This window comes from Helicobacter sp. 13S00401-1 (assembly GCF_002272925.1).
Classification (GTDB): Bacteria; Campylobacterota; Campylobacteria; order Campylobacterales; family Helicobacteraceae; genus Helicobacter_I.
In genome coordinates this window covers 24510-45896 of record NZ_MLAR01000003.1, presented here as the reverse complement: position 1 = coordinate 45896, position 21387 = coordinate 24510, and the positions used below count along the sequence as shown (strand labels likewise).

The window sequence follows — 21387 nt, the reverse complement described above, 5'->3', positions numbered from 1 at the left end:
GTGCTAGCTTTAAGATTATCCATTTTAGAATCTTTTTTATATAATCGTTTTTTGTTACATATGATATTTATAGCTTAATTTAAGGGTAGAAGTTGAAAAGCAATACTGCTGCAGATAAAAAACACACAGACACAAAAGACCTTCAAGATCTATCTCAAACTAGCCAGCTAGGAGATGCTAACTTACAAAGAAAGCTTACAAAACGCCACTTAATGATGATAGCCTTTGGTGGCGTTATAGGCACAGGGCTTTTTGTAGCAAGTGGGGAAAATCTCTCTCAAGCAGGCCCTTTAGGCGCGCTTATATCCTATGCTGTTGGTGCTCTTATCATCTATATGGTTATGCTTTCTTTAGGTGAACTTAGTTCTTATTTTCCTAATAGTGCTAGTTTTGGTGAGTACGCCCATAACTATATCTCGCCTAGTGTTGGTTATGTTGTAGTATGGCTTTACTGGCTTAACTGGATAGTAGCAGTTGGTAGTGAGTTTACAGCTATAGGCTTTTTGATGCAGAGGTGGTTTCCTCATATAGATGTATGGGTGTTTGCACTTATCTTTGGGATAGTTATCTTTTTGCTAAATATTTTCACAGTAAAACTTTTTGCAGAAGGTGAGTTTATATTTTCTTTTATAAAAGTTTTAGCTGTTATTTGCTTTCTTATCATAGGTGTAGTTGCTATAGTGCATAAGCTTATAGTTACTGACTTTAGCTTTGCTATAACGTTTTCAAACTTTTATAAAGATGGAATCTTTCCTCATGGCATAAGTGCAGTTTTACTGGTGATTTTGGCAGTAACTTTTGCTTTTTCAGGAACTGAAGTAGTAGGTGTTGCAATTGGCGAGACTAAGAATCCTCAAAAGACTATGCCTTCAGCTATTAATGCAACTATATGGCGACTAGGCGTGTTTTTTATAGGATCAGTTTTTATTATAGCAACCTTGCTTCCTTCTAATGAAGCCGCAGTTACTAAAAGCCCTTTTGTAAGTGTGTTAAATGATAGTGGCATACCTTATGCTGCTGATATCATGAACTTTGTTATTATCATGGCTATTTTTTCAGTGGCTAACTCTGGGCTTTATGCAAGCTCAAGGATGCTTTATACTCTAAGTAAGAAAAAGACTATCCCTGCTTTTTTTGGCAAGATGACTAAGCGTGGCATACCAATTTATGCAGTAATATTTTCTATGATAGGAGGACTTTTAGCACTTTTAACTAAAGTGTATGAACCAGAGAGTGTATTTATACTTTTGATTAATGTTAGTGGTTTTGCTACTTTAATCTCGTGGATGGCTATAAGTTTTTCTCAGTTTAACTTTAGACGTAGGTTTGTAAAAGAAGGAGGGGATATAAAGTCTTTACCTTATAAGACACCTTTTATGCCTTATACGCCAATAATTGCCATAGTGCTATGTTTAGCAGCCATACTTGGCTCACTTTATGACAAAGATCAAAGATATGCTATCTATGCAACTATAGTCTTTAGTATAGTTTGTCTTATAGGCTATTTCTTGCAGCATAAACTAGGCAAAAAAAGAAGGGATTAGATTTAAGGCTTAGGCTAAGTTTCTAACTTTTTTAGAATCTTTTCTATATAATGTAACCCAATTTGAACTTTTAAAGGCAGGTAATGGAGAAGGACCAGAGGAAGAAAGCTTACTCACATCAAAAGATTCAAGACTTTAAAGCAGATGATACTTTTAAAAGAAGCCTTACAAAACGCCACTTAATGATGATAGCCTTTGGTGGTGTTATAGGCACAGGGCTTTTTGTAGCAAGTGGTGAAAACCTCTATCAAGCAGGACCAATAGGAACTATCATAGCCTACTGTTTAGGTGCTATTATCATCTATGCAGTTATGCTATCTCTTGGTGAGTTAAGCTCTTATCTCCCCCATACTTCTAGCTTTGGTGAGTATGCACATAGATTCATAAGTCCAAGCACTGGTTATGTTGTAGCATGGCTTTACTGGCTTACATGGGTTGCAGCCTTAGGGGGCGAGTTTACAGCAGTAGGATTTTTGATGCAGAGGTGGTTTCCTAATATAGATGTATGGGTGTTTGCACTTATCTTTGGGATAATCATCTTTGCACTAAATATCTATACAGTTAAAATCTTTGGAGAAGGAGAGTTTATCTTTTCATCCATAAAGGTAGCTGTAGTTATCATCTTTTTAATCATAGGCGTAGTAGCCATAGTGCATAGGTTTGTAACTCATGATTTTAGTTTTAGCTATACCTTTGTAAACTTTTATAAAGATGGAGTTTTTCCCCATGGTATAAGTGCAGTTTTAGTAGTTATCTTAGCTGTTAACTTTGCTTTTTCTGGGACTGAAGTTATAGGTGTAGCAGTAGGAGAAACTAAGAATCCCCAAAAAGCTATGCCTGCAGCTATTAATGCTACTTTATGGAGACTAGTAGTCTTTTTTGTAGGCTCTATTTTTGTAATAGCTACCTTGCTTCCTACTAAAGAAGCCTCATCTTCTCAAAGCCCTTTTGTAACAGTACTTAGTGATATAGGGATTCCATATTCTGCAGATATCATGAACTTTGTAATTATCATGGCTATATTTTCAGTTAGTAACTCTGGGCTTTATGCGAGTGCTAGGATGCTTTATGCTTTAGGAGAGAAAAAGACTATACCGCCAATCTTTGCTTATGTAAACAAAAGAGGTATACCAGTAGTCTCAGTTATAGTTTCTATGGTGGGTGGTGTTATAGCGCTTTTATCAAAGGTCTATGAACCTGAGACTATATTTAAACTCTTAATTAATATAAGCGGCTTTACTGCCATAGTTACTTGGATGGCTATAAGTTTATCCCAACTTAACTTTAGACGTCACTTTGTAAGAAGTGGAGGAGATATCAACTCTCTTCCTTATAAAACACCTTTTATGCCTTACACGCCAATAATCGCCCTAGTTTTATGCGCAGCTTCTATCGTAGGCTCTATGTATGATGCTGAACAAAGATATGCGATCTATGGGACTGTAGTTTTTACACTTATTTGCTATCTTGGCTACTACTTACAGCATAAAAGAAAAAAGTCTAAAGGAGAGCCTACCTCTTAGATCTTAAACTTCTTTTTTTAGCTGCCTTTGCCTTTATAAAAAAAGGCTAGGGCACTCTTATGCTAGCAATATAGAATCTTTTTTATACATATATGGATAATTGGAATATATAGGTAAAATAGATTCCAAGATCAAATCTATAAAAAGGACATCTATAATGAAAAAGTTAGTAATGCTTGATGCTTTAACCTTAGGGGAGTTTGATAAAAGTTTATTTAATATAGCAGGTTGTGAAACCATCTTTTATGATGTAAGTAGTAATGATGAGATACTCTCAAGATGCAAAGATGCAGAGATAGTTATAACTAATAAAGTAGCACTAAGAAAGGATGTTTTAACTAAGCTTCCTAATCTTAAGTTAATTTGTATTTCAGCCACTGGAACAGATAATATAGACTTAGAAGCTTGTAAAGAGCTAGGTATAGAGGTAAAAAACGTAAAAGGCTACTCTACTAAGTCAGTAGCCCAACACACTTTGATGCTAGCTTTAGGGCTTTTAGGGCAGATTCAGTACTATACTCAGTATGTTGCAAGCAAACAGTGGGAAGAAAGTGAGATCTTTTGTAACTTAGATTTTCCTTTGCAAGATATTAATAATAAAGAGTGGGGGATTATAGGGCTAGGAAGTATAGGGCAAGAAGTAGCTAAGATTGCCACTACTTTTGGAGCTAAGGTAAGTCACTACTCAACTAGTGGTAAAAATACCCATGCTAGCTATCCTAACAAAACCTTAAAAGACTTACTAAGCACTAGTGATATCATCTCAGTACACGCCCCACTAAATGAGACTACAAGGAATCTTATAGCTAAAGATGAGTTAGCTTTACTAAAAGAAGGAGCTATCCTTTTAAATCTAGGGCGAGGTGGGATAGTTAATGAAAAAGATCTTGCAAGCGAGCTTAAAAAAAGGAATATTTTCTTTGGTGCTGATGTATTAGAAAAAGAGCCTATGGAAAAAAACCATGTGTTTAATGAGCTTTTTACTTCAAAAGATAAAAACAAGCTTTTACTAACCCCTCATGTAGCCTGGGCTTATGAAGATTCTAAAAAGACTTTAATAGCTTCAGTTGTAGCTAATATCAAAACTTATTTAGGAGGTAAGTAGTGCATAAAGACTTTTCTAAAAAGCATATAACTCATAGTATAAATGACTTCAATGAAGCCAAGCAAGTAATCCCCGGTGGTGTTAACTCTCCAGTGCGTGCTTTTGGTGCAGTAGGTGGTACTCCTAGGTTTATAAAAAAAGGCGAGGGCGCTTACTTGGTGGATGAAGATGATAATGTTTATTTAGACTTTGTGCAAAGCTATGGGCCTTTAATCTTAGGGCATGCAAATCATGAAGTTATAAGGTGTGTTAGTGAAGTTATGCAAAATGGCTTTAGTTTTGGTGCGCCAACTGAGATGGAAACTGAACTAGCAAAGCAGTTAGTTTCACTTTTGCCTGGGATAGAAAAAGTACGCTTTGTAAACTCTGGCACTGAAGCTACTATGAGTGCTATAAGACTAGCGCGTGCTTATAGTGGGAAAAATGACATAGTGAAGTTTAGCGGTTGCTATCATGGACATAGTGATAGCCTCTTAGTTAAAGCTGGAAGTGGGCTAGCAACTTTTGGTGCTACTAGCTCACTAGGAGTTCCAGAGGACTTAGCTAAACATACTTTAGTAGCTGAATATAACTCTATAGAATCTTTTAAAGCAGCCCTAGATTTAAGCAAAGATATAGGATGCGTTATCATAGAGCCCATAGCGGGGAATATGGGCTTAGTGCCGGCAAACAAAGAGTTCTTATTAGAAGTGCGTGAGCTTTGCACTAAAAATAACATAGTTTTAATCTTAGATGAAGTTATGAGTGGCTTTAGGGCAAGCTTAACTGGTAGTTATGAGTACTATGGGGTAGAAGGCGACTTATGCACCTATGGCAAAGTTATAGGTGGAGGACTGCCTCTAGCTGCCTTTGGAGGAGGCGATCATATAATGAAGCTGCTTAGTCCAAATGGTGGGGTCTATCAAGCAGGTACTTTAAGTGGGAATCCACTAGCAGTGAGTGCTGGTCTTATGAGCTTGCATCTTATAAAAGAAGATAAAGGCCTTTATAAAAGGCTTGAAAGCTTAGCACATAGGCTTACTAAAGGATTAAAAGAAGGTGCTAGCAAGCATGGCTTTAGTTTGCAGACTGAAGTTAGAGGGTCGATGCTAGGCTTTTTCTTTAATGAGCATCCTGTAACTAACTTTACTAAAGCTTGCAAGTCAGATACAGAGCTTTATGCAAGATGGCACGCAAAGATGCTTGATAAGGGTGTGTACTTTGCACCTAGTCAGTTTGAAACTAGCTTTATTTGTGCACCTATGGATGAGGCTATGATGGATGAAGTTATACTTAAGTCAGCTGAAGCCTTACAAGAGATAAAGCATGATGCATAAAGGAAGTAAGCGTGTCTTCTAAGGATACTAAGATACCTGATTCTAAAAATGCCAGTATGGAAGATACTAAGTGGTACTCCTTAGTAAGTAACGCTTATAATGCAAGCCTAGGCATATCTATGGTAGTAGCTGTGCTTATAGGACTAGGTATAGGCTATGGAATCTATAAGCTAACTGGTTGGAAGTGGTTTATAGTCATAGGCCTAGCCTATGGCGTGGCAGCAGCTATCTTAAATGTATATAAAGCCTATAAAAGATTAAAAAAAGATATGGATTCCTTACAAGAACAGCCTAAGTATAAAGAGGCTATAAGATTGCAAAATGAAGCCTTAGAAAAAAGGGAAGCTAGAGAAAAAGCAAGAAAAGCCCAAAAGCATAAAGAGTAGTTAAGGCAAAAGTAGGGATAAGTAAACTTACTTTCTTAGTAGTCTTTTTAACTTTGAAAGAGCATTTTTTGGATTAAGCAAGGCTTTTTTCATAAGACTTAAAAGCTTTATAGACTTATAGGTTTTTGTGCTTTAAAAAGCTTCTTTTTCTAGTACATCTATAAAGTTAGCATCTCAAAGAAACCCACTACTAGATTTATCTCATTTGATAAAACATCTTTTATATATATCCTACACCCACTAAACGCAACATAATAGACATTGCGTTGTCTTGATAAGTTACATTAATACTTTAGGCTATTTATAGAATCTTTATTAGATTCTATAAATTTTTCAATATTAAGCTTTTTAGTACTCAAACTTAATGGTATTCATCACATAGCTTCTATCACTAATTACACCTGGGGCATCCTTTCTTGCTAAGCCAGTTAATACATCAAAGCCAGCATGAGTGATATTAGTATAGTAGTTAGCTTTTAAAGAGTAAGTAATGTGACTAGTTAAAAAGATATCAAGTCCTAGTATTAAAGAGTATTCATCTGCCATAGGACTAGTGCTATAACGCCCATCGAGCTTTATATCAAGGTATTTGCCTATTTCAAAGTTTGTATAAAGCAGTAGGTTAAATACATCTGGATTTACCGCAGCGTTTAAAGATCTGCCATAGACTAAAACTGAGTTATCCCATATATCTATATTCATAGGATTCCCATAAGTACCAAATCTAGCATTTGCATTACCAAAGTTTTTATAAAGCCCAAGACCTAAGGTGTATTTTTCATTAAAGATCACATCTTGTCTTAAAAACACACTTCCAGTTACTCCACTTGTGCTTCCAAAAAACTGCATAACTCCCCATTTATTAATACTGCTATCATAAATTGGCAAGGCAGCTACTATCTTAGTTAGATAAGCCACTTTGGAATCTCCAAAAAGTAGATCTAAACTAGCACCAGGTGCTACATAGTCTTCTATCCCATAGTAGGCATAAAGCTTAAAGTTATAAAAGTCTCTTTTTAGTTCATACTCTAGATTTAAAACTCCAGTTGGGATATAAAGGCGTGAAAAGTCATAAAGCCACCCACTTCCCCATATAGACATAGAATCTGTACCAAAAAGTGTTATCTTTTGGCCTTTTCCTAAGTTAAAGGCTAGATTGATACCTTGAGCATAGCCTCCAAACCATGTGTTTTCTTTAAAAAAGCGTCCTAAAGTGGCATCTATATATTTGTTTTCATATTCTAGATATGCATCATAAATTATAAAATCTCTAGTATTAGTAATATTAGGTACACCTAAGCCAGAGTAACCCGCATAAAAGCCTATATAGTTATAGCCTTCTGCATTAATAAAGCCTAAAGTAGCACGTGTGGAATCATAAAGCAATCCCCCAGCTACACCTCCAAGACCAAGCTTAAAGCCATCTTTTTCATAATAGATTCCAAGATTTGCCAAGATGGAAGCATAGCTAGGAGTTGGATATACTTGTTTAGCTTCATCTATGGCGCTATTATTAAAACTGGTTTTACTAAAGACTTCAGCGCCAGCTTTAAAACTAAAGTTATCACTACTTAAAAAAGTAGTTTTTAGGCTTTTTTTACTTTCTAGCTCTTTAGGAGTTTTTTTCTCTAGGGTTTGATTAGTGTTTTGTGAAGGGTTAGTATCCATACCAAAAGCATAACTTAAGGTGGTTAGTAAGATAGCACTTGTGTTTAGTAGTTTTGATGTGTTCACTTGATTCTCTTTTAGTTAGTGTTTGTAAAAAGTTTCTATTATTTTATAGAAATTGTAAGCCTAATACAAAGTATTATAATTTGCACTCGCTATTTGCATCAGCTTTAAGATTTGTTTTTATTAAATGGAGCTAATCTCATGAAGACATTGCAGTATTTACCAATAGATATATTTGGCTCAGTTATGGGCATGGCTGCTTTAAGCATAGCATGGACTGTAAGTATCCACTCTTATGTAGCAGAAGTTTATGCTTTTTTAGCAGTTGTAACTTTTATCTTTGGATGTATAGTTTTTATACTAAAGTTTACTAAGGTTGAGTACTTTAAGACTATGCAAGTAGAGTTCATGGATAAGGCACAAAAACCATTTTATTCCACTTTTTGCATAGCTTGTCTTTTATTGCCTAGCTTACTTCATGGCATAGCTCCAAAGCTAAGTTATTACATATGGATAGTAGGTATAGTTACTATCTTTATCTTTACTACTTATATAGCACTTATGTGGTTTAATACTAGACATACTTTTAAGCACCTTACAGGAGGGGTTGTAGTACCACTTGTTGGTATGTTAAATATCTCTGCTGCCTTACCTTTTTTTGAGACTCCTTTTTTTAACAATCTATCTTTGATAAGTATAGGTATAGGTGTAGTTTTTGCCGTGCCAATTATTAGTATTTTAATTATTAGAATCATGTATATAAACGTTTCTATGGCGCACATGGAAGCAAAATATAATGGAAGCCTAGCAATCATAGCTGCACCATTTTGTGTAATATTTATAGCCTTAGAGCCTATGATGGAGATTAATTATATATCTTATGGATTATTTTACTCAGCCTTTTTTATATTTGTAGCTTTAAGCCCGCGAATTATAAAAATGCTTATAAGCCCTTTTAAGTTTGCTTTATGGAGGACATCTTTTCCTATAGGTTTGCTTGCTATTTGTGCTGTAAAACTACACCACTTTCAGCCTAGTAATATATTTCTAACAACATTTAGCTACTTCCTTTTATATCTTGCCACTTTAGTTATAAGCTATTATTTTATAATGACTTTTTATGCAATAGTTATTAAAAGGGATATAAGGATAACTTCATGACTAAAGTTTTATTAGATATATGCAATGCAAAAAGGCAAAGGTTAGCCAAAAAAGGCTTTACACTAGGTCATGTCATACCTTATAGTCGCACCCATCCTATCATAAAACCAACCTTTCCCCTTTTTATAGCCGAAGTAAAAAGAAAGTCCCCATCTTTAGGGAGCTTAAGAGATATAAAACATCCCGCACTTTTAGCTGAAGCCTATAAGGACTGTGGGGCAAATGCCATCTCAGTGCTTTGTGAAGAAGACTATTTTGGTGGAAGTTTAAATGACTTAATGGAAGTAAAAAAGGCCTTACCAGAGATCTGCGTTTTAAGAAAAGACTTTATACTAGAGCCTGAAGAAGTAGAAGTTAGTTATCTTGCTGGTGCTGATATGGTGCTTTTAATCGTTAATCTTTTTATGGATGACTTTAAAAAATTAGAGCTTTTATTTAATACCTGTCTTAAATTTAACCTTACTCCTTTAGTTGAAGTTCATGATGAAAAAGAATTACAGCTTGCCTTAAAGCTTGATATAGACTATGGAATCTTAGGTATAAACTCTAGAAACCTAGATACATTAAAGATTAATAAGCTTAATGCCTTCATACTTCGCCAAAAAGTCCCTAGTGAGATTCCAGTGATATTTGAAAGTGGGATAGATAATAGTTATGATGCTTTTATAGTAGGAAGTGTTAGGTTTGAAGGCTTTTTGGTTGGAAGCTATCTTATGCAAGCCTTAAATGCGCCTAATAGAAGACAGATGCTTTTTTCTAGGCTTATAAACTTGATAGCAAGCTTTAAGGCTGGGTCTCAGAGGGATTTTTTTTACAAGCTGGTTAATATGTTTGTAACCAAAAAGCCTCCACTTATAAAAGTATGTGGTATAAATGAAGTTAGCTTTGCACTAAGTGCTTCAAAACATGCCCATTTATTAGGCTTTGTGCTAGTTAAAAGTAGTCCTCGCTTTGTAGAAGCAAAGTTTTTAGAAGAGATTAATGCTTATGAAAATGTAAAAGATGCACTTAAAATCGGTGTAGTAGCTGATAAAGAAAGCCTAAAACTAGGGCTAGAGTTAATAAAAAAGAATCTAATTGATTGTTTGCAGCTTCATGGGGTTGAAGACTTAGAGGGAGGATTATATTTTGGTTTAGATTTAAAAGAGGCTACTTTTTGCTACTATAAGGCAGTTAAAAATGTAGATTCTAAAGACAGTCTTTTAAATCTACTAGATAGTAGCCATGGTGAAGGACTAGAGGCTGATTTAGATTCTATAGAAGGTTTTGATAACTTAGCTATAGCTGGTGGGGTGAGTGAAGACAACTTAGAATCTTTTTTAAGTCTAAGCCCAAAGCTAATAGATCTTTGCTCTTCCTTAGAAAAAGCAAAAGGTATAAAAGATACTCAAAAACTAGAATCTTTTTTTAATAAACTAAATGCTTGCAATTGCAAGAAATAACACAAAGGCACTAAATGGAAATGATTTCAGTTACAAACGCTAGCGGAGTAGTAGAAACCTACACTCTTAACACTTATGCAAAGTCAAGCGACTTTTCTTTGATGCAACAGATTGGAGAAAGTGTTATCCTTGCTACTATTTGTATAGATTTAGAAACTGATGCAAATTTAGATTTTTTACCTTTAAGTGTTCAGTATATAGAAAAAAGCTATGCCATAGGGCGTATCCCTCAAGGCTTTAATAAAAAAGAGGGTAAGCCTAGCGAAGGTGAAGTTTTAACTTCAAGGCTTATAGATAGAAGCCTTAGACCACTTTTTTCCCCAGAGTTTAGATACGGCGTGCAAGTGACAGTTATGGTTTTTTCTTATGATGGAAAGACTGATTTAAGTAAAGATGCACTAAATGTAGCCAGCCTTTGTCTTTACCTTTCATCTATACCTTTAAAAAGAGATAGCATTCTTAATGCAATAAGGATAGTAAGACTTCCTAGTCTTCCAGTTGATGCAAGGCTTAATGTAGCAACAAGTATGGAATCTTTAAGCGGCTCAAGCCTAGATCTTTTTGTAAGTGGAGTAGATTCTGACTTACTTATGATAGAGATGCAAACTCCAAAAGTTATTAAAAGTGATGGAGTTAAGCTTATAGAAGAGATAGAAAAAGAAGAGCTTTTAAGTGCACTTAGTATTGCAAAAGAAGAGATAGAAAAAAACTCAGCCATCTATAAAAAAGCCTTTAAAGATAAGGGTAACAAAAAGCTAGTCTTAGAATCTAAAGGTTTAGATAAAGATAAACTTGAAAGCTTAAAAACTAACTGCTTTACTACTTTAAAAGATATGCTTCAAACGCTTTCAAAAAGTGAAAGAAGTACAGTTATGAGTAGCTTTATAAAAGATAGTACAGAAAAGTATGAGTTTGATACCAAGCCTTATATAGAAGCTTTGCTTCATGAAGCCTTTCGCGAGTTAGTACTAAAAGATGGACTTAGAGCAGATGGGAGGGAGTTTACCCAGATAAGAAACATAGATATTAAGAGTAATATCTTGCCTTGCGTTCATGGAAGCACTCTTTTTACAAGGGGTCAAACCCAAGCCCTAGTAAGCGTAACTCTAGGATCTGAAAATGATGCCCAAACTCAAGAAAGTCTAAGTCAGCTAGCTAAAAAAAGAGTGATGTTACATTACAACTTTCCTCCTTTTAGTGTAGGAGAAGCTATGCCTATATTTGGCACTTCAAGAAGAGAGTTAGGCCATGGTAATTTAGCGCTTAAAGCTATAGAATCTAATATCTTAGAAGACTATTACATCATAAGGATAGTAAGTGAGATCTTAGAATCTAATGGCTCAAGCTCTATGGCTAGTGTGTGTGGGGCCACTCTTTCTTTGCTAGGGGCTAATGTAAAGATGCAAAACAAAGTAGCTGGCATAGCCATGGGGCTAGTTCATGATGATGGGTTTAAAAACTTTGTTATTTTAAGTGATATCTTAGGGCTAGAAGATCACTATGGTGATATGGACTTTAAAGTAACTGGTACAAGGTTAGGGTTTAGTGCCTTACAACTTGATATAAAAACTACTGGCCTAAGCTTAGAAGTTTTAGATGCTGCTTTAAGCCAAGCAAGACTTGGGCTAGATCACATCTTAGGTCTTATGGAATCTGTAGTTATAACTCCTAATCTTAATATTTTGCCTAGTGTTGAACGCTTCAACGTTCCGCCAAATAAGATAGTAGACATAATAGGTCAAGGTGGTAAGACTATAAGAGAGATAATCTCTCGCTTTAATATAAGCATAGATATAGATAAAGATAACTCTATGGTAGTTATAACATCTAGCAATAAGACTAGTTTAGGTGAAGCAAAAGAGTATATACAAAGCATCATCTATAAAGAAAAGCCTAGTTTTAAAGTAGGACAGGTTGTAAATGGTGTTGTTAAAAATATAAAAGACTTTGGAATCTTTTTAGAGATTAATGGTAGTGGGACTGATGGCTTACTACCTTCTAAAAAGATACAAGATATGAGTGTTATAACTCAAGGCCAAACACTAGAATGCATCATAGTTAATATAAATGCTAAATCTCAAATCGAACTAGGACTTAAAGGATGAAAGAAAGTTTTGCTTTAGTTTTAAGCTTTATAGTTACTTTTGCTATCATAATTTTTGGTAGCTTTAGGCTTTATGGAGATACTTTTCAGTATATGCCACTTTATGTTTTCATCTTTCTTTTGTGGGTTAGGGCTTATAAACCAGCACTAGGTTTAGTTTTTGCGACAGCTATAGCTTTTTTAATCATGCGAAGTATAAAAAATTTCTTTGGCATAGTAAGTATGTATAACCCAAATATGGCTACTATTTCAGAAAGGCCAGATGTGCCAGGGGATTATGATGGATTCCCAAGTGGGCACTCAACTGGCTCTTTTATAGGGGCAGGCTTTGTTAGTGCAACGCAAGGCTATAAGGCTGGTTTTTTAGTAAGTGTAGTTTGCGCACTAGTATGTTGTAGTAGACTTTATGTTAATAGACATACACTTACTCAAGTCTTAGTTGGTGCCTTGCTAGGGTTTTTAGTTGGATACTACATAGGTAAGATTTATAGTAAAAAAGTTATAAGACTAGAAGCGTGACATGAAGTTAAGGCAGAAAATCTCTAACTTCATAGAGGTTGTAAAGTTTAAGTACCTTGATTTCACTTCTAATGAAAAGATCTTTCACTATGCCTCAAGTCTTAGTTTTTATAGTATCTTTTCACTTGTTCCCATACTACTAGTAACCATATCTTTTTTACAAGGTGTACCTTTTTTTAAAAACAAGATTCATCTCTTACTCCATACTCTCTTAGAAAATGTCTTACCTTCAAACTTAGAAGATGTAACAGTTATAGTCAATAAGTTTCTAACTAATGGAAAAGAGCTAGGTATAGTAGGCTTTTTAGTAGCACTAATCTCATCTTTTGTTTTTTTTAGAAGTTATGATGATATAAGTGCTAGGATCTTTCACTCTAAGAAGCGAAGTATATTTGATTCATTTATAACCTACTGGCTTTTTTTAACGCTTATCCCTTTAATGTTTGCACTCTCAGTTTACTTTGGAAGCCTCTTTTATAAAGAAAGTCTTTTTAAGGACTTATGGCAGATCTTTCCTTTTATAGCTACTTGGGTTTTATTTGGCATACTTTTTAGAATCTCAGCTAATAGTCATTTAACTTTCTCAGCTCTTGCTATCTCAAGCTTGCTTGGCGCAACCATCTGGTTTATATCAAAGCTAGTATTTTTCTACTATATGTCTTATAACAAGTTTTATAGCACGATTTATGGCTCCTTATCAGTAGTGATGTTTTTGATGCTTTGGGTTTATGTCTCATGGCTTATCTTTTTAATAGCGATGAGGTTTTGTAGAAAGCTAGATGTTAAGTTAAAACTTATGGCTGAAAGAGAAAAACAAAAAGAGTTAGATAAAAAACTAGAAGCACAAAAAGAGAAAAACTTAGAGTTAAAAGTAGAGATGCTTCATGAGCGTGAGTTAGATGCAGCTACAAGTTTAGAAAATACATCAAGTTTAAGTAAAGAAGAAAAATTAAGTAGATTAAATAAAACACGAAAGTGAAAAGAGTAAAATTTCAAGGAAATAAAAAGGTGGTGGACCCTGTAGGACTTGAACCTACGACCGATCGGTTATGAGCCGAGCGCTCTAACCAGCTGAGCTAAGGGTCCGATTTAAAAGTGATGATTATAACAACTTAAACTTAATTTTTTTTTAAATTCAATTTTTAAAGGATGTAATATGCAAAATCTAGATGATAAACTAAGCGAAGAAGAAAAAAGAGTGATACTTCATAAGGGTACAGAAAAGCCTTTTTCAGGGGAGTATAACAACTTTTATGAAGATGGAATCTATGTATGTAAAAGATGTGGGGTTAAGCTTTTTGATAGCAAGACTAAGTTTAGTTCAGGCTGTGGTTGGCCAAGTTTTGATGATGAGATGGTGGATTCTTTAGAGTATGTAAAGGATGCTGATGGTAAAAGGACTGAGATATTATGCAAAAGCTGTGGGGGTCACTTAGGACACGTCTTTAAGGGCGAAGGTTTTACAGATACCAACAAAAGACACTGTGTTAACTCAGTTTCTATTAAGTTTGTCAAAAGAGATAAGTAGATGAAACCTCTTTTTGAAAGCAAGACTATCTTAGATGCTAATGCTGTTAATAGCTATGGTATAGATAATCAAGTCTTGATGGAAAATGCTAGTTTAAGCCTCGCAAAGGCTATAAAAAAACAAGCCCTTAAAAGAGGGCTAAAAAGTGTGCTTTTTTGTATAGGCAGTGGGGATAATGGCGCTGATGGTTTAGCTAGTGCTAGGATATTAGATTCTATAAGTTCACTTGATATTTATATCTATAATCTTTTAGCACCAAAGTCTAAGCTTTGTATCCTTCAAAACGAAAGGACAAAAAAGCTAGGGCTTAAGCATGTAGATAGTTTTATAGAAGCTGATATCTTAGTAGACTGTATCTTTGGCACAGGCTTTAAGCCAAGGAATCTAAATGAAGCTAAAGATTCTAAACTAGATATAAAAACTGCTTTAACCTTAGAAGAGTCCCAAACAACTATCTCTAACTTTGCCCTAGAGTTTAATAAAAAAGTAGCTTACAAGATAGCTTGTGACTGTCCTTCCATGCTAGGAAGTGAACAAGCTTTAAAAGTAAACCTAACTATAGCTATGGGAGCTCTTAGTTTAAACTTATATGAAAGCAAGTCAAAAGACTATGTAGGTAAGATAAAAGTAGCGCCTTTAGGCCTTAAAAGAGAAAAGTATGAAAGCAAGTCACCTTACTTTGTTTTAGAAAAGAGTGACTTAAAACTCCCTTCAAGGAAGATACAAAATGTTAATAAAGGTAGTTTTGGTCACGTCTGTGTTGTAAGTGGTGAGTTTAAAGGAGCTAGTCTTTTAAGTGCTAAGGCTGCACTTACTATGGGAGCTGCTTTGGTTAGTACACTTGGTTATGATGCAAGTGGCTCTTTTCCAACCCTTATGTACTCTCAAACTCTTCCACCTCATGCAAATGTACTTGTGCTAGGTCCAGGTTTAGGCAGGAGTAATACCTTAAAGCATGAAGCCTTATTAAAAGGCGCACTAGATAAGGGCTTAAAAGTAGTGCTTGATGCTGATATGCTTTATCTACCTAGTTTATGGAAGATACTAGATACTTATAAGGATGCTAGTATAGTTTTAACACCTCATCCAAAAGAGCTTTTTTCTATGCTTAAGTCTCCTTTTAGTAGTTTAGAAAAACTACTTGAAAATATGCACAAAGTAGCTAGTAGCTTAACTAAAGAGTATCCTCATGTTGGATTTATATTAAAAGGGACTAATAGCATAATCGCTAATGAAGGCATGCTTTATATTAATCCACTAGGACATGCAAGTCTTGCAAAAGGTGGAAGTGGGGATGTATTAAGTGGGTTAGTTGGAGGCTTGCTAGCTCAAGGTTATAGTATAAAAGATGCAAGCCTTACTGCAAGTTTAGCCCACGCCCTAGCGTCTAAAACTAAAAATGCCTACTCTTTTAATCCACTAAAACTTATAAAAAATATAGGCAAGTTAGAATCTAAACTAAGAGCTTAAGCCTAGGATTTAACCTATGCTTTTTTAGTTTTTAATAAATATTGCATTGTATGGCATAAGCAGTTTTACTATTTTTTACAATCTTTGCAATCTGTCATTGTGAAGGGTGTGTAAAACGCCCAGTGGCAATTTTATGCATAGCACTTAAGCCTTTTAATTCCAGAATTTACTTTTAAGAAATCTTTGTCTTTTGGCAAGGGGGACAAGGGGGCCTAATTGCGAGGCGGTCCCCTTATCCCCCTTCCCTAACCCCCAATCCCCCGCACGCTTGTTTTTACTACGTAAAAACGAAAGGCTATATATAGGAGAATTACTCCATCGCAATAACAACATAATTATAGAAATACAAGGTACTTCTATAAAATGTGCCCGTTAGCTCGCCCGTTTCGTGGTGCAAAAAAATGGAAACAAGTAAGCAGAAGTGCGAACGCCATTTTTTTGCTAGAAACGGAATTAGCGAGGCTCTCCCCTTGATTGCCGAAAAAGTACCTTTTTCGGGGTTAAGGGGAGCGGGGAGGGGTTAAACCCCTTTTTGGTTAAAGAAAAACATATGCATAAGAAAATATAGAAAAAGAAAGTGTTGGAATAGATATTTGGTCAATAGTGTTTGGCTCACGCCAAAAAAAGACATTCCTTAAAAGAAAGCCCTAGTTGCTTACGCAACTAAACCTGTTTCAAGGAAGCTTACGCTTTCGTAGGCTTTGGCTTAACTTGATGCTAGGAGTGCGTACACGCACAACGTGACAGTCTTTCATCAACTCTAATGCTTAAATAAAAACTGTCACATTTAGAATTAAAGCTTCCTTAAAAACACTATCACTAAAGGCCTATTTAACATAGAAGATATATTAAAGTTGAAGTATTAGCTTTTCAAACTTTTCACTTTGTTTTATGCTACACTAAACCCCACTTATAAATATAAAAGTGAGACTTCCATGCAAGATAATGCCTACTCTGTAGCCCATAGCCCTGATGCTGATGATGTATTTATGTATTATGCTTTGAACTTTGGCTGGGTTAGTTGCCCTTATAAACTAGAAAGCAAGGCCCTTGATATAGAAAGTCTAAATGTTGCAGCCTTAGAATCTACTTATGATATAAGTGCTATCTCTTTTAGTCTTTATCCACACATCAAGCAAGATTATGCACTTTTAAGAACTGGAGTTAGTTTTGGTGAGGGCTATGGCCCTAAGATGATAAAGCGTAAAGGAAGTAGTTTAAAGTCTAACTTTAAAGTGGCTCTTTCTGGGGCTAATACTACTAATGCCCTCCTTTTTAAGATAGCCTATCCAAAAGCGCGCATTATTTATCTAAACTTTTTAGATATAGAAGAAGCAGTTTTAAGTGGCCAAGTAGATGCAGGCGTGCTAATCCATGAATCTATACTAACTTTTGATGAAACTCGTCTTGAAGTTGAACGCTTTATCTGGGATATATGGCAGGAGTTAACAGGTAGTGATCTTCCTTTGCCACTAGGTGGTATGGCGCTAAGGCGAAGTATCCCGCTTAATAAAGCCATAGTCTTAGAAGATGCTTTAACTAAGGCTGTAAAAGTTGCCCTCCACTTTAAACCACTTCTTTCAAAGATGCTAATAGCACAAAATCTAGTTAGAGTTAGTGAAAAAGACTTAGATACTTACTTAAACCTCTATGCTAATGAAAACTCATGTACTTTAAGTGAGCTTCAACTAAGGGCTATAAATAAGCTTTATGAGATAGGATATAAGCATGGATTTTATAAAGAACAAGTTGATGTTAATAAGTTTTTGATACCCAGGGAGTATGAGACTTTAAGAAAGTCTTAAAGTCTTAAGATTAGATTCTAGTTTTTTATATATAAGTTAGGACGTTTTACATCCCATCTTATATCAGTTTTTACTACCTTTGCAGGCACTCCAGCTATAACACAGTTTGGAATCTTAAACTCTTTACTTACTAAACTTCTAGTGCCAACCACGCAACCACTAGCTATAGTTACATTTTTAAGTATTTTTACATCAGCCCCAACCCATACGTGATCACCTAGTCTTATAAACTTGCCTTTATTTAGTAAGTTTCCTTCTTTATCAAGTATGGAGTGAGTATCAGTGCAAGTTAGGCTAACTCCACTTGAAAGCATGCAGTCACTACCTATAATCACTTCGCTTTCATCTTCTAAAAGCAAGACTTCTACTCTAAAAGCACCAGTTTTTTTTCCAACCCTAACTATGCAGTTTTTAACTAAGCAGTCAGGAGTTCCAACTTGCACTCTACCAGTAAAGCTTCTACCACCTTCTTCTGTGCTTGGATTTGGGATAAAGACTTGGTTGTTATCACCATAAACTTCTATGTAGAGCTTAGAATCTTTTGGGGCTATTACTTCATTGCCTAAGCCATAGATTTTTACGTTACTTTTTAGTTTTTTCTTACCTCTTAGTAAGTCTATGATATCTTGTCCAAACCTTGCCATTAAAGTTAGATAAGCCCTCTATCATATTGACTTGGTATGTCTATATTAACTCCTAGTGTGTTTGCAGCTTTGATAGGGAAGTAAGGATCTAAAAGCATATGTCTTCCTATATAAACAGCATCTATTAGGCCATTTTTTACTAATCTGTTTGCAAACTTAGCATTAGTAACTAGTCCACCTCCAAAGGTAATAAGCCCTAGTTTTTCTTTTAAGAATCTTGCTGGTTCTATCTGATAACCATCATAAGTTTTTATAGGCTCTTCGCTAACTCCACCAGTGCTTACATCTAAAAAGTCTAGTTTTTCTTTTATAGGTTTTAGATAAGTTAAAAAGTCTTCAGGTTTGTTACCCTTGTCGTTGTAGTCATAGGCTGAGATTCTAAGGCCTATGGTTATATTTTTAGCTTGAGATCTAACTTCTTCTAAAACTTCTTTTAAAAATAGCGCCCTATCTTTACCATACTCATCTTCCCTAGTATTGCTAAGTGGGGAAAGAAAACTGCTTATTAGATAGCCATGGGCTCCATGGATTTCTATTAAATCAAGACCAGCAAGCTCAGCCCTTTTAGCAGCACTTCCAAAGTCTTTAACTATATTTGCTATTTCTTCTTTGTTTAGGGCGATAGGTGCTTTGTAGTCATTACTAAAGCGTGAGTTGCAAGGTCCTTTTGGGGTGATGCCATCTAGGTTGCTTTTTCTACCGGCGTGATTTATCTGTATACCTATAACTGAGCCTAGTGCTTTTACTTGCAATGCTAGCTTTTTTAAAGGTTCAACTTGACTATCTTCATAAAGTCCTAAGTCTCTTTCAGTTATCCCGCTATCTTTTGATACGCAAGCTGCTTCCATTATGATAAGTCCAGTTTGACCAATAGCACGGGTTTTATAGTGGGTTTCATGCCAGCTATTAACTCTGCCGTGATCAGCGCTATACTGACACATAGGTGGGAGTACTATCCTATTTTTTATTTCTAAGTCTTTAATCTTAAATGGCGAGAAGAGATTTATATCCATCATCTATCCTTTGCTTGTTGGAATTTTTTACAGTGTCTACAAGTATAACTTTTTAAGATAATTTTTCTTTACTTTTTGTGAGTGATTTAAGTAAGGCTAGGGTGTTAGTGGTGATTTTATGTTTACGTAAGGCCTAGATGGACTAAGAAGTTTTACTAAGTTTAACTTAGATGATAAAAGTTTAATGAAGGATATTTTTTAGAGTTTTAAAGTTAGAAAGACGCTACTTTTTGTAAAAAAATATTTTTTTTGTAAAAAAGTGTAACAAGTATTCTTATATTGTATGCATTATGTATACATTGTCAACTTTTATTATTGAATTTTTTGTGCTTTTGTGTAGTATATAAAAAGCTTTTAAAATGCGTAAGCTAAAAACTCAACAAAAAGGAAACGTGATGAAAAAGAAGACTAAAACTGCACTTAAAACTTCTGTATATTCTATGTTGATATTAGGAACTATAGGTTCATTTGGGTCATTACAGGCCAAAACTAACTTGATGGATGCTTTGCAAAACTCTACTATAGATGGATTTGGATTTATGCGTTGGGCTGTTGTAAATGGTAAAGATGGCAATGGCCAAAGATACCAGCTAAGACTTAAGCCTACTGTAACTACAGGTGAGGTTGATGGATGGAGCGTTAGTGCTGGATTATTCTTTTCTATAGGTAGCTCTACACCAGATAATAATTATACTAATGATGAGATTCAAGGCTCTAGAGGTTTTAGGACTGATATGGGTGGGTCTGATGTCTTTAACATATCTAACTTTTATGTAACTAAAAATATATCTTCTTGGAAAACTCTTCTTAGGGCAGGGGTTATGAACCCTCTAACTCCTATGAATGATGTAAACTTAGATAGAGGTATAGGAGTTTATGCTAAAAACACTAGTGTGGACTGGGCTAATATAACCTTTCTTTGGCAAGATAGTTGGATGAGTGATGATATATATATAAGATCTTTTAGCTATCAAGGTGGCAACAATCATAAATATGTAGGAGGTGGGGCTAATGCTGGCATACTTAGTGGTACATTTAATAACTCTATAGGTGCAGGTATAGGTAATGACTTAGTAAGCATAGGCTTAAGTAAAGAAACTGGAGACTTTAAGTATAGACTTTGGTATACCTATGGAGAAAAGCTTTTTAACTATATGATCTTTGCTGATACTAGCTATACCTATCGTCTAAATGATACTAATAGCTTCACTATCCTAGGTCAGATAGCAGCTACAGGCATGCAAAATGACTTTCACTATCTTTCAAAGTCTAAGTTCCTTCAAGAAAGTGGCGCTATAAATAGCCCATATTCTGCTAAAGACATAGCTAAACATAGAGGCGTTTATAACATTAATGCAACCTATAAGTACGCCCCACCAGAATCTAAGTTTAGCTTTGATGTAAATGTAGGTGGTGCTGGAACCTTTGGAGATGGTTATGGAGCACTTATAGATAACACTGGTGGCTTAAAACTAGGTGGGCAGATATGGAATACCTTTGATGGTGCTGAAAGAAACGGTTTTGGTATAACAGGAGCAGGAGCTTTAAAAGGAAGCTATCTAAATCTAGGCTATGCAACTATTAATGGTCAGTATGGAAAGTTAAATCTAGGCTTTAACGTAACCTTTATAGATACTAACAACTATGTAGTACTTAGCAAGGCTTCAAGGAGTGGAAGTATGAGTGGAGCAGCAGGTGATATGCATAGAACACTTACTGCAAAAGGGGTAGCTTCTGGAAGTGCTATAAACCCAACTGTAACTAGTGGCTTTAAGGTTCACTACTTTGAAATAGGGCCAACTTATAGATATAACTTTACTAAAAATCTTGCTTTGATTGGCTACTGGAAGTTTGCTGTTGGTGATTTAAGCTTTAATATCTTAAGATGGCAAGTTATGTATACATTCTAATTTAAAAAGGAAAAAGATGCCCTATATTGATGTAAAACTAGCTGGTAAGATAAACATAGAGCAAAGAAGGGAGATAGCTAAAGGTATCTCAGATGTGATTTATGAAGTAGCAGGAAAGCCACGTGATAGTATCTATATAACTTTTACTGAGTTTGATAGAACTAACTGGGCTAAGGGCTATAATATACTAAGTGATATGGATGCAAAAGAAGGCAAGTCCTAAATAAGATCTTTTAAAGCTAGATT

At 35.2% G+C, this 21387-nt stretch carries 18 protein-coding genes and 1 tRNA gene; 15 read left to right on the top strand and 4 right to left on the bottom strand.

Features of this window, described 5'->3' with window-relative positions:
• Positions 1-92 precede the first annotated feature (92 nt).
• The 5 genes from BKH43_RS02425 to BKH43_RS02405 all read left to right on the top strand — a co-directional run bounded on the left by BKH43_RS02425 (position 93) and on the right by BKH43_RS02405 (position 5874).
• Complete coding sequence (locus BKH43_RS02425) at positions 93-1544, top strand: amino acid permease (protein WP_253248026.1); 1452 nt, start codon at positions 93-95, stop codon at positions 1542-1544.
• Positions 1545-1627: 83 nt separating this feature from the next.
• Complete coding sequence (locus tag BKH43_RS02420) at positions 1628-3067, top strand: amino acid permease (RefSeq protein WP_095228178.1); 1440 nt, start codon at positions 1628-1630, stop codon at positions 3065-3067.
• Positions 3068-3224: 157 nt separating this feature from the next.
• Positions 3225-4172, top strand: coding sequence for a D-2-hydroxyacid dehydrogenase (locus tag BKH43_RS02415; protein WP_172402295.1), 948 nt, complete (start codon positions 3225-3227; stop codon positions 4170-4172).
• Positions 4173-4198: 26 nt separating this feature from the next.
• A complete protein-coding gene (gene hemL / locus BKH43_RS02410) occupies positions 4199-5488 on the top strand; it encodes a glutamate-1-semialdehyde 2,1-aminomutase (RefSeq protein WP_095228481.1) in 1290 nt (429 codons plus the stop codon).
• A gap of 56 nt (positions 5489-5544) precedes the next feature.
• The gene (locus BKH43_RS02405; protein ID WP_095228479.1) at positions 5545-5874 is read left to right on the top strand and encodes an AtpZ/AtpI family protein; all 330 of its coding nucleotides are present in this window, start codon (positions 5545-5547) and stop codon (positions 5872-5874) included.
• 348 nt (positions 5875-6222) lie between these two features.
• Here BKH43_RS02405 and BKH43_RS02400 read toward each other — a convergent pair whose 3' ends face one another.
• A complete protein-coding gene (locus tag BKH43_RS02400) occupies positions 6223-7608 on the bottom strand; it encodes an outer membrane family protein (RefSeq protein WP_095228176.1) in 1386 nt (461 codons plus the stop codon).
• A 138-nt stretch (positions 7609-7746) separates the two neighbouring features.
• Here BKH43_RS02400 and BKH43_RS02395 point away from each other — a divergent pair, with 138 nt between their 5' ends.
• Genes BKH43_RS02395 through BKH43_RS02375 form a run of 5 tightly spaced genes read left to right on the top strand, consistent with a single transcriptional unit; the run spans position 7747 to position 13750 of the window.
• Complete coding sequence (locus BKH43_RS02395) at positions 7747-8706, top strand: hypothetical protein (protein ID WP_095228174.1); 960 nt, start codon at positions 7747-7749, stop codon at positions 8704-8706.
• Positions 8703-10148 carry a bifunctional indole-3-glycerol phosphate synthase/phosphoribosylanthranilate isomerase gene (locus tag BKH43_RS02390; RefSeq protein ID WP_095228172.1) on the top strand — a complete coding sequence of 482 codons (1446 nt, stop codon included), beginning with the start codon at positions 8703-8705 and terminating at the stop codon, positions 10146-10148. Before BKH43_RS02395 ends, BKH43_RS02390 begins: the two co-directional genes overlap by 4 nt.
• A 14-nt stretch (positions 10149-10162) precedes the next feature.
• Positions 10163-12253, top strand: coding sequence for a polyribonucleotide nucleotidyltransferase (locus BKH43_RS02385; RefSeq protein ID WP_095228170.1), 2091 nt, complete (start codon positions 10163-10165; stop codon positions 12251-12253).
• Complete coding sequence (locus BKH43_RS02380; RefSeq protein WP_095228167.1) at positions 12250-12771, top strand: phosphatase PAP2 family protein; 522 nt, start codon at positions 12250-12252, stop codon at positions 12769-12771. Before BKH43_RS02385 ends, BKH43_RS02380 begins: the two co-directional genes overlap by 4 nt.
• Position 12772: 1 nt before the next feature.
• Complete coding sequence (locus BKH43_RS02375; RefSeq protein ID WP_095228164.1) at positions 12773-13750, top strand: YhjD/YihY/BrkB family envelope integrity protein; 978 nt, start codon at positions 12773-12775, stop codon at positions 13748-13750.
• Positions 13751-13780: 30 nt separating this feature from the next.
• On the opposite strand, the gene BKH43_RS02370 is transcribed toward BKH43_RS02375, so the two are convergent.
• Positions 13781-13857: transfer RNA gene (locus BKH43_RS02370), tRNA-Ile, on the bottom strand.
• Positions 13858-13927: 70 nt separating this feature from the next.
• Between BKH43_RS02370 and BKH43_RS02365 the strand changes: the two genes are divergently transcribed.
• The 3 genes from BKH43_RS02365 to BKH43_RS02355 all read left to right on the top strand — a co-directional run bounded on the left by BKH43_RS02365 (position 13928) and on the right by BKH43_RS02355 (position 17574).
• Entirely contained in the window at positions 13928-14299 is a 372-nt protein-coding gene (locus tag BKH43_RS02365; RefSeq protein ID WP_095228162.1) for a methionine-R-sulfoxide reductase, read from the top strand.
• Positions 14300-15769 (top strand): NAD(P)H-hydrate dehydratase, encoded by a 1470-nt coding sequence (locus tag BKH43_RS02360; protein ID WP_095228160.1) that lies wholly within the window; start codon positions 14300-14302, stop codon positions 15767-15769.
• A 935-nt stretch (positions 15770-16704) separates the two neighbouring features.
• A complete protein-coding gene (locus tag BKH43_RS02355; protein WP_095228158.1) occupies positions 16705-17574 on the top strand; it encodes an MqnA/MqnD/SBP family protein in 870 nt (289 codons plus the stop codon).
• 17 nt (positions 17575-17591) lie between these two features.
• Here the strand turns inward: BKH43_RS02355 and BKH43_RS02350 are convergent, their stop codons facing one another.
• On the bottom strand, positions 17592-18218 hold the full coding sequence (locus BKH43_RS02350; RefSeq protein ID WP_095228157.1) for an acyltransferase: 627 nt from the start codon (positions 18216-18218) through the stop codon (positions 17592-17594).
• Positions 18219-18223: 5 nt separating this feature from the next.
• Complete coding sequence (locus BKH43_RS02345; protein WP_253248025.1) at positions 18224-19231, bottom strand: NADPH dehydrogenase; 1008 nt, start codon at positions 19229-19231, stop codon at positions 18224-18226.
• Positions 19232-19626: 395 nt separating this feature from the next.
• On the opposite strand from BKH43_RS02345, the gene BKH43_RS02340 reads away from it, so the two are divergent.
• Positions 19627-21141 (top strand): hypothetical protein, encoded by a 1515-nt coding sequence (locus BKH43_RS02340; RefSeq protein ID WP_095228153.1) that lies wholly within the window; start codon positions 19627-19629, stop codon positions 21139-21141.
• A gap of 16 nt (positions 21142-21157) precedes the next feature.
• Positions 21158-21364: a tautomerase family protein gene (locus BKH43_RS02335; RefSeq protein WP_095228151.1), complete on the top strand. Its 207-nt coding sequence runs from the start codon at positions 21158-21160 to the stop codon at positions 21362-21364.
• Positions 21365-21387 lie beyond the last annotated feature (23 nt).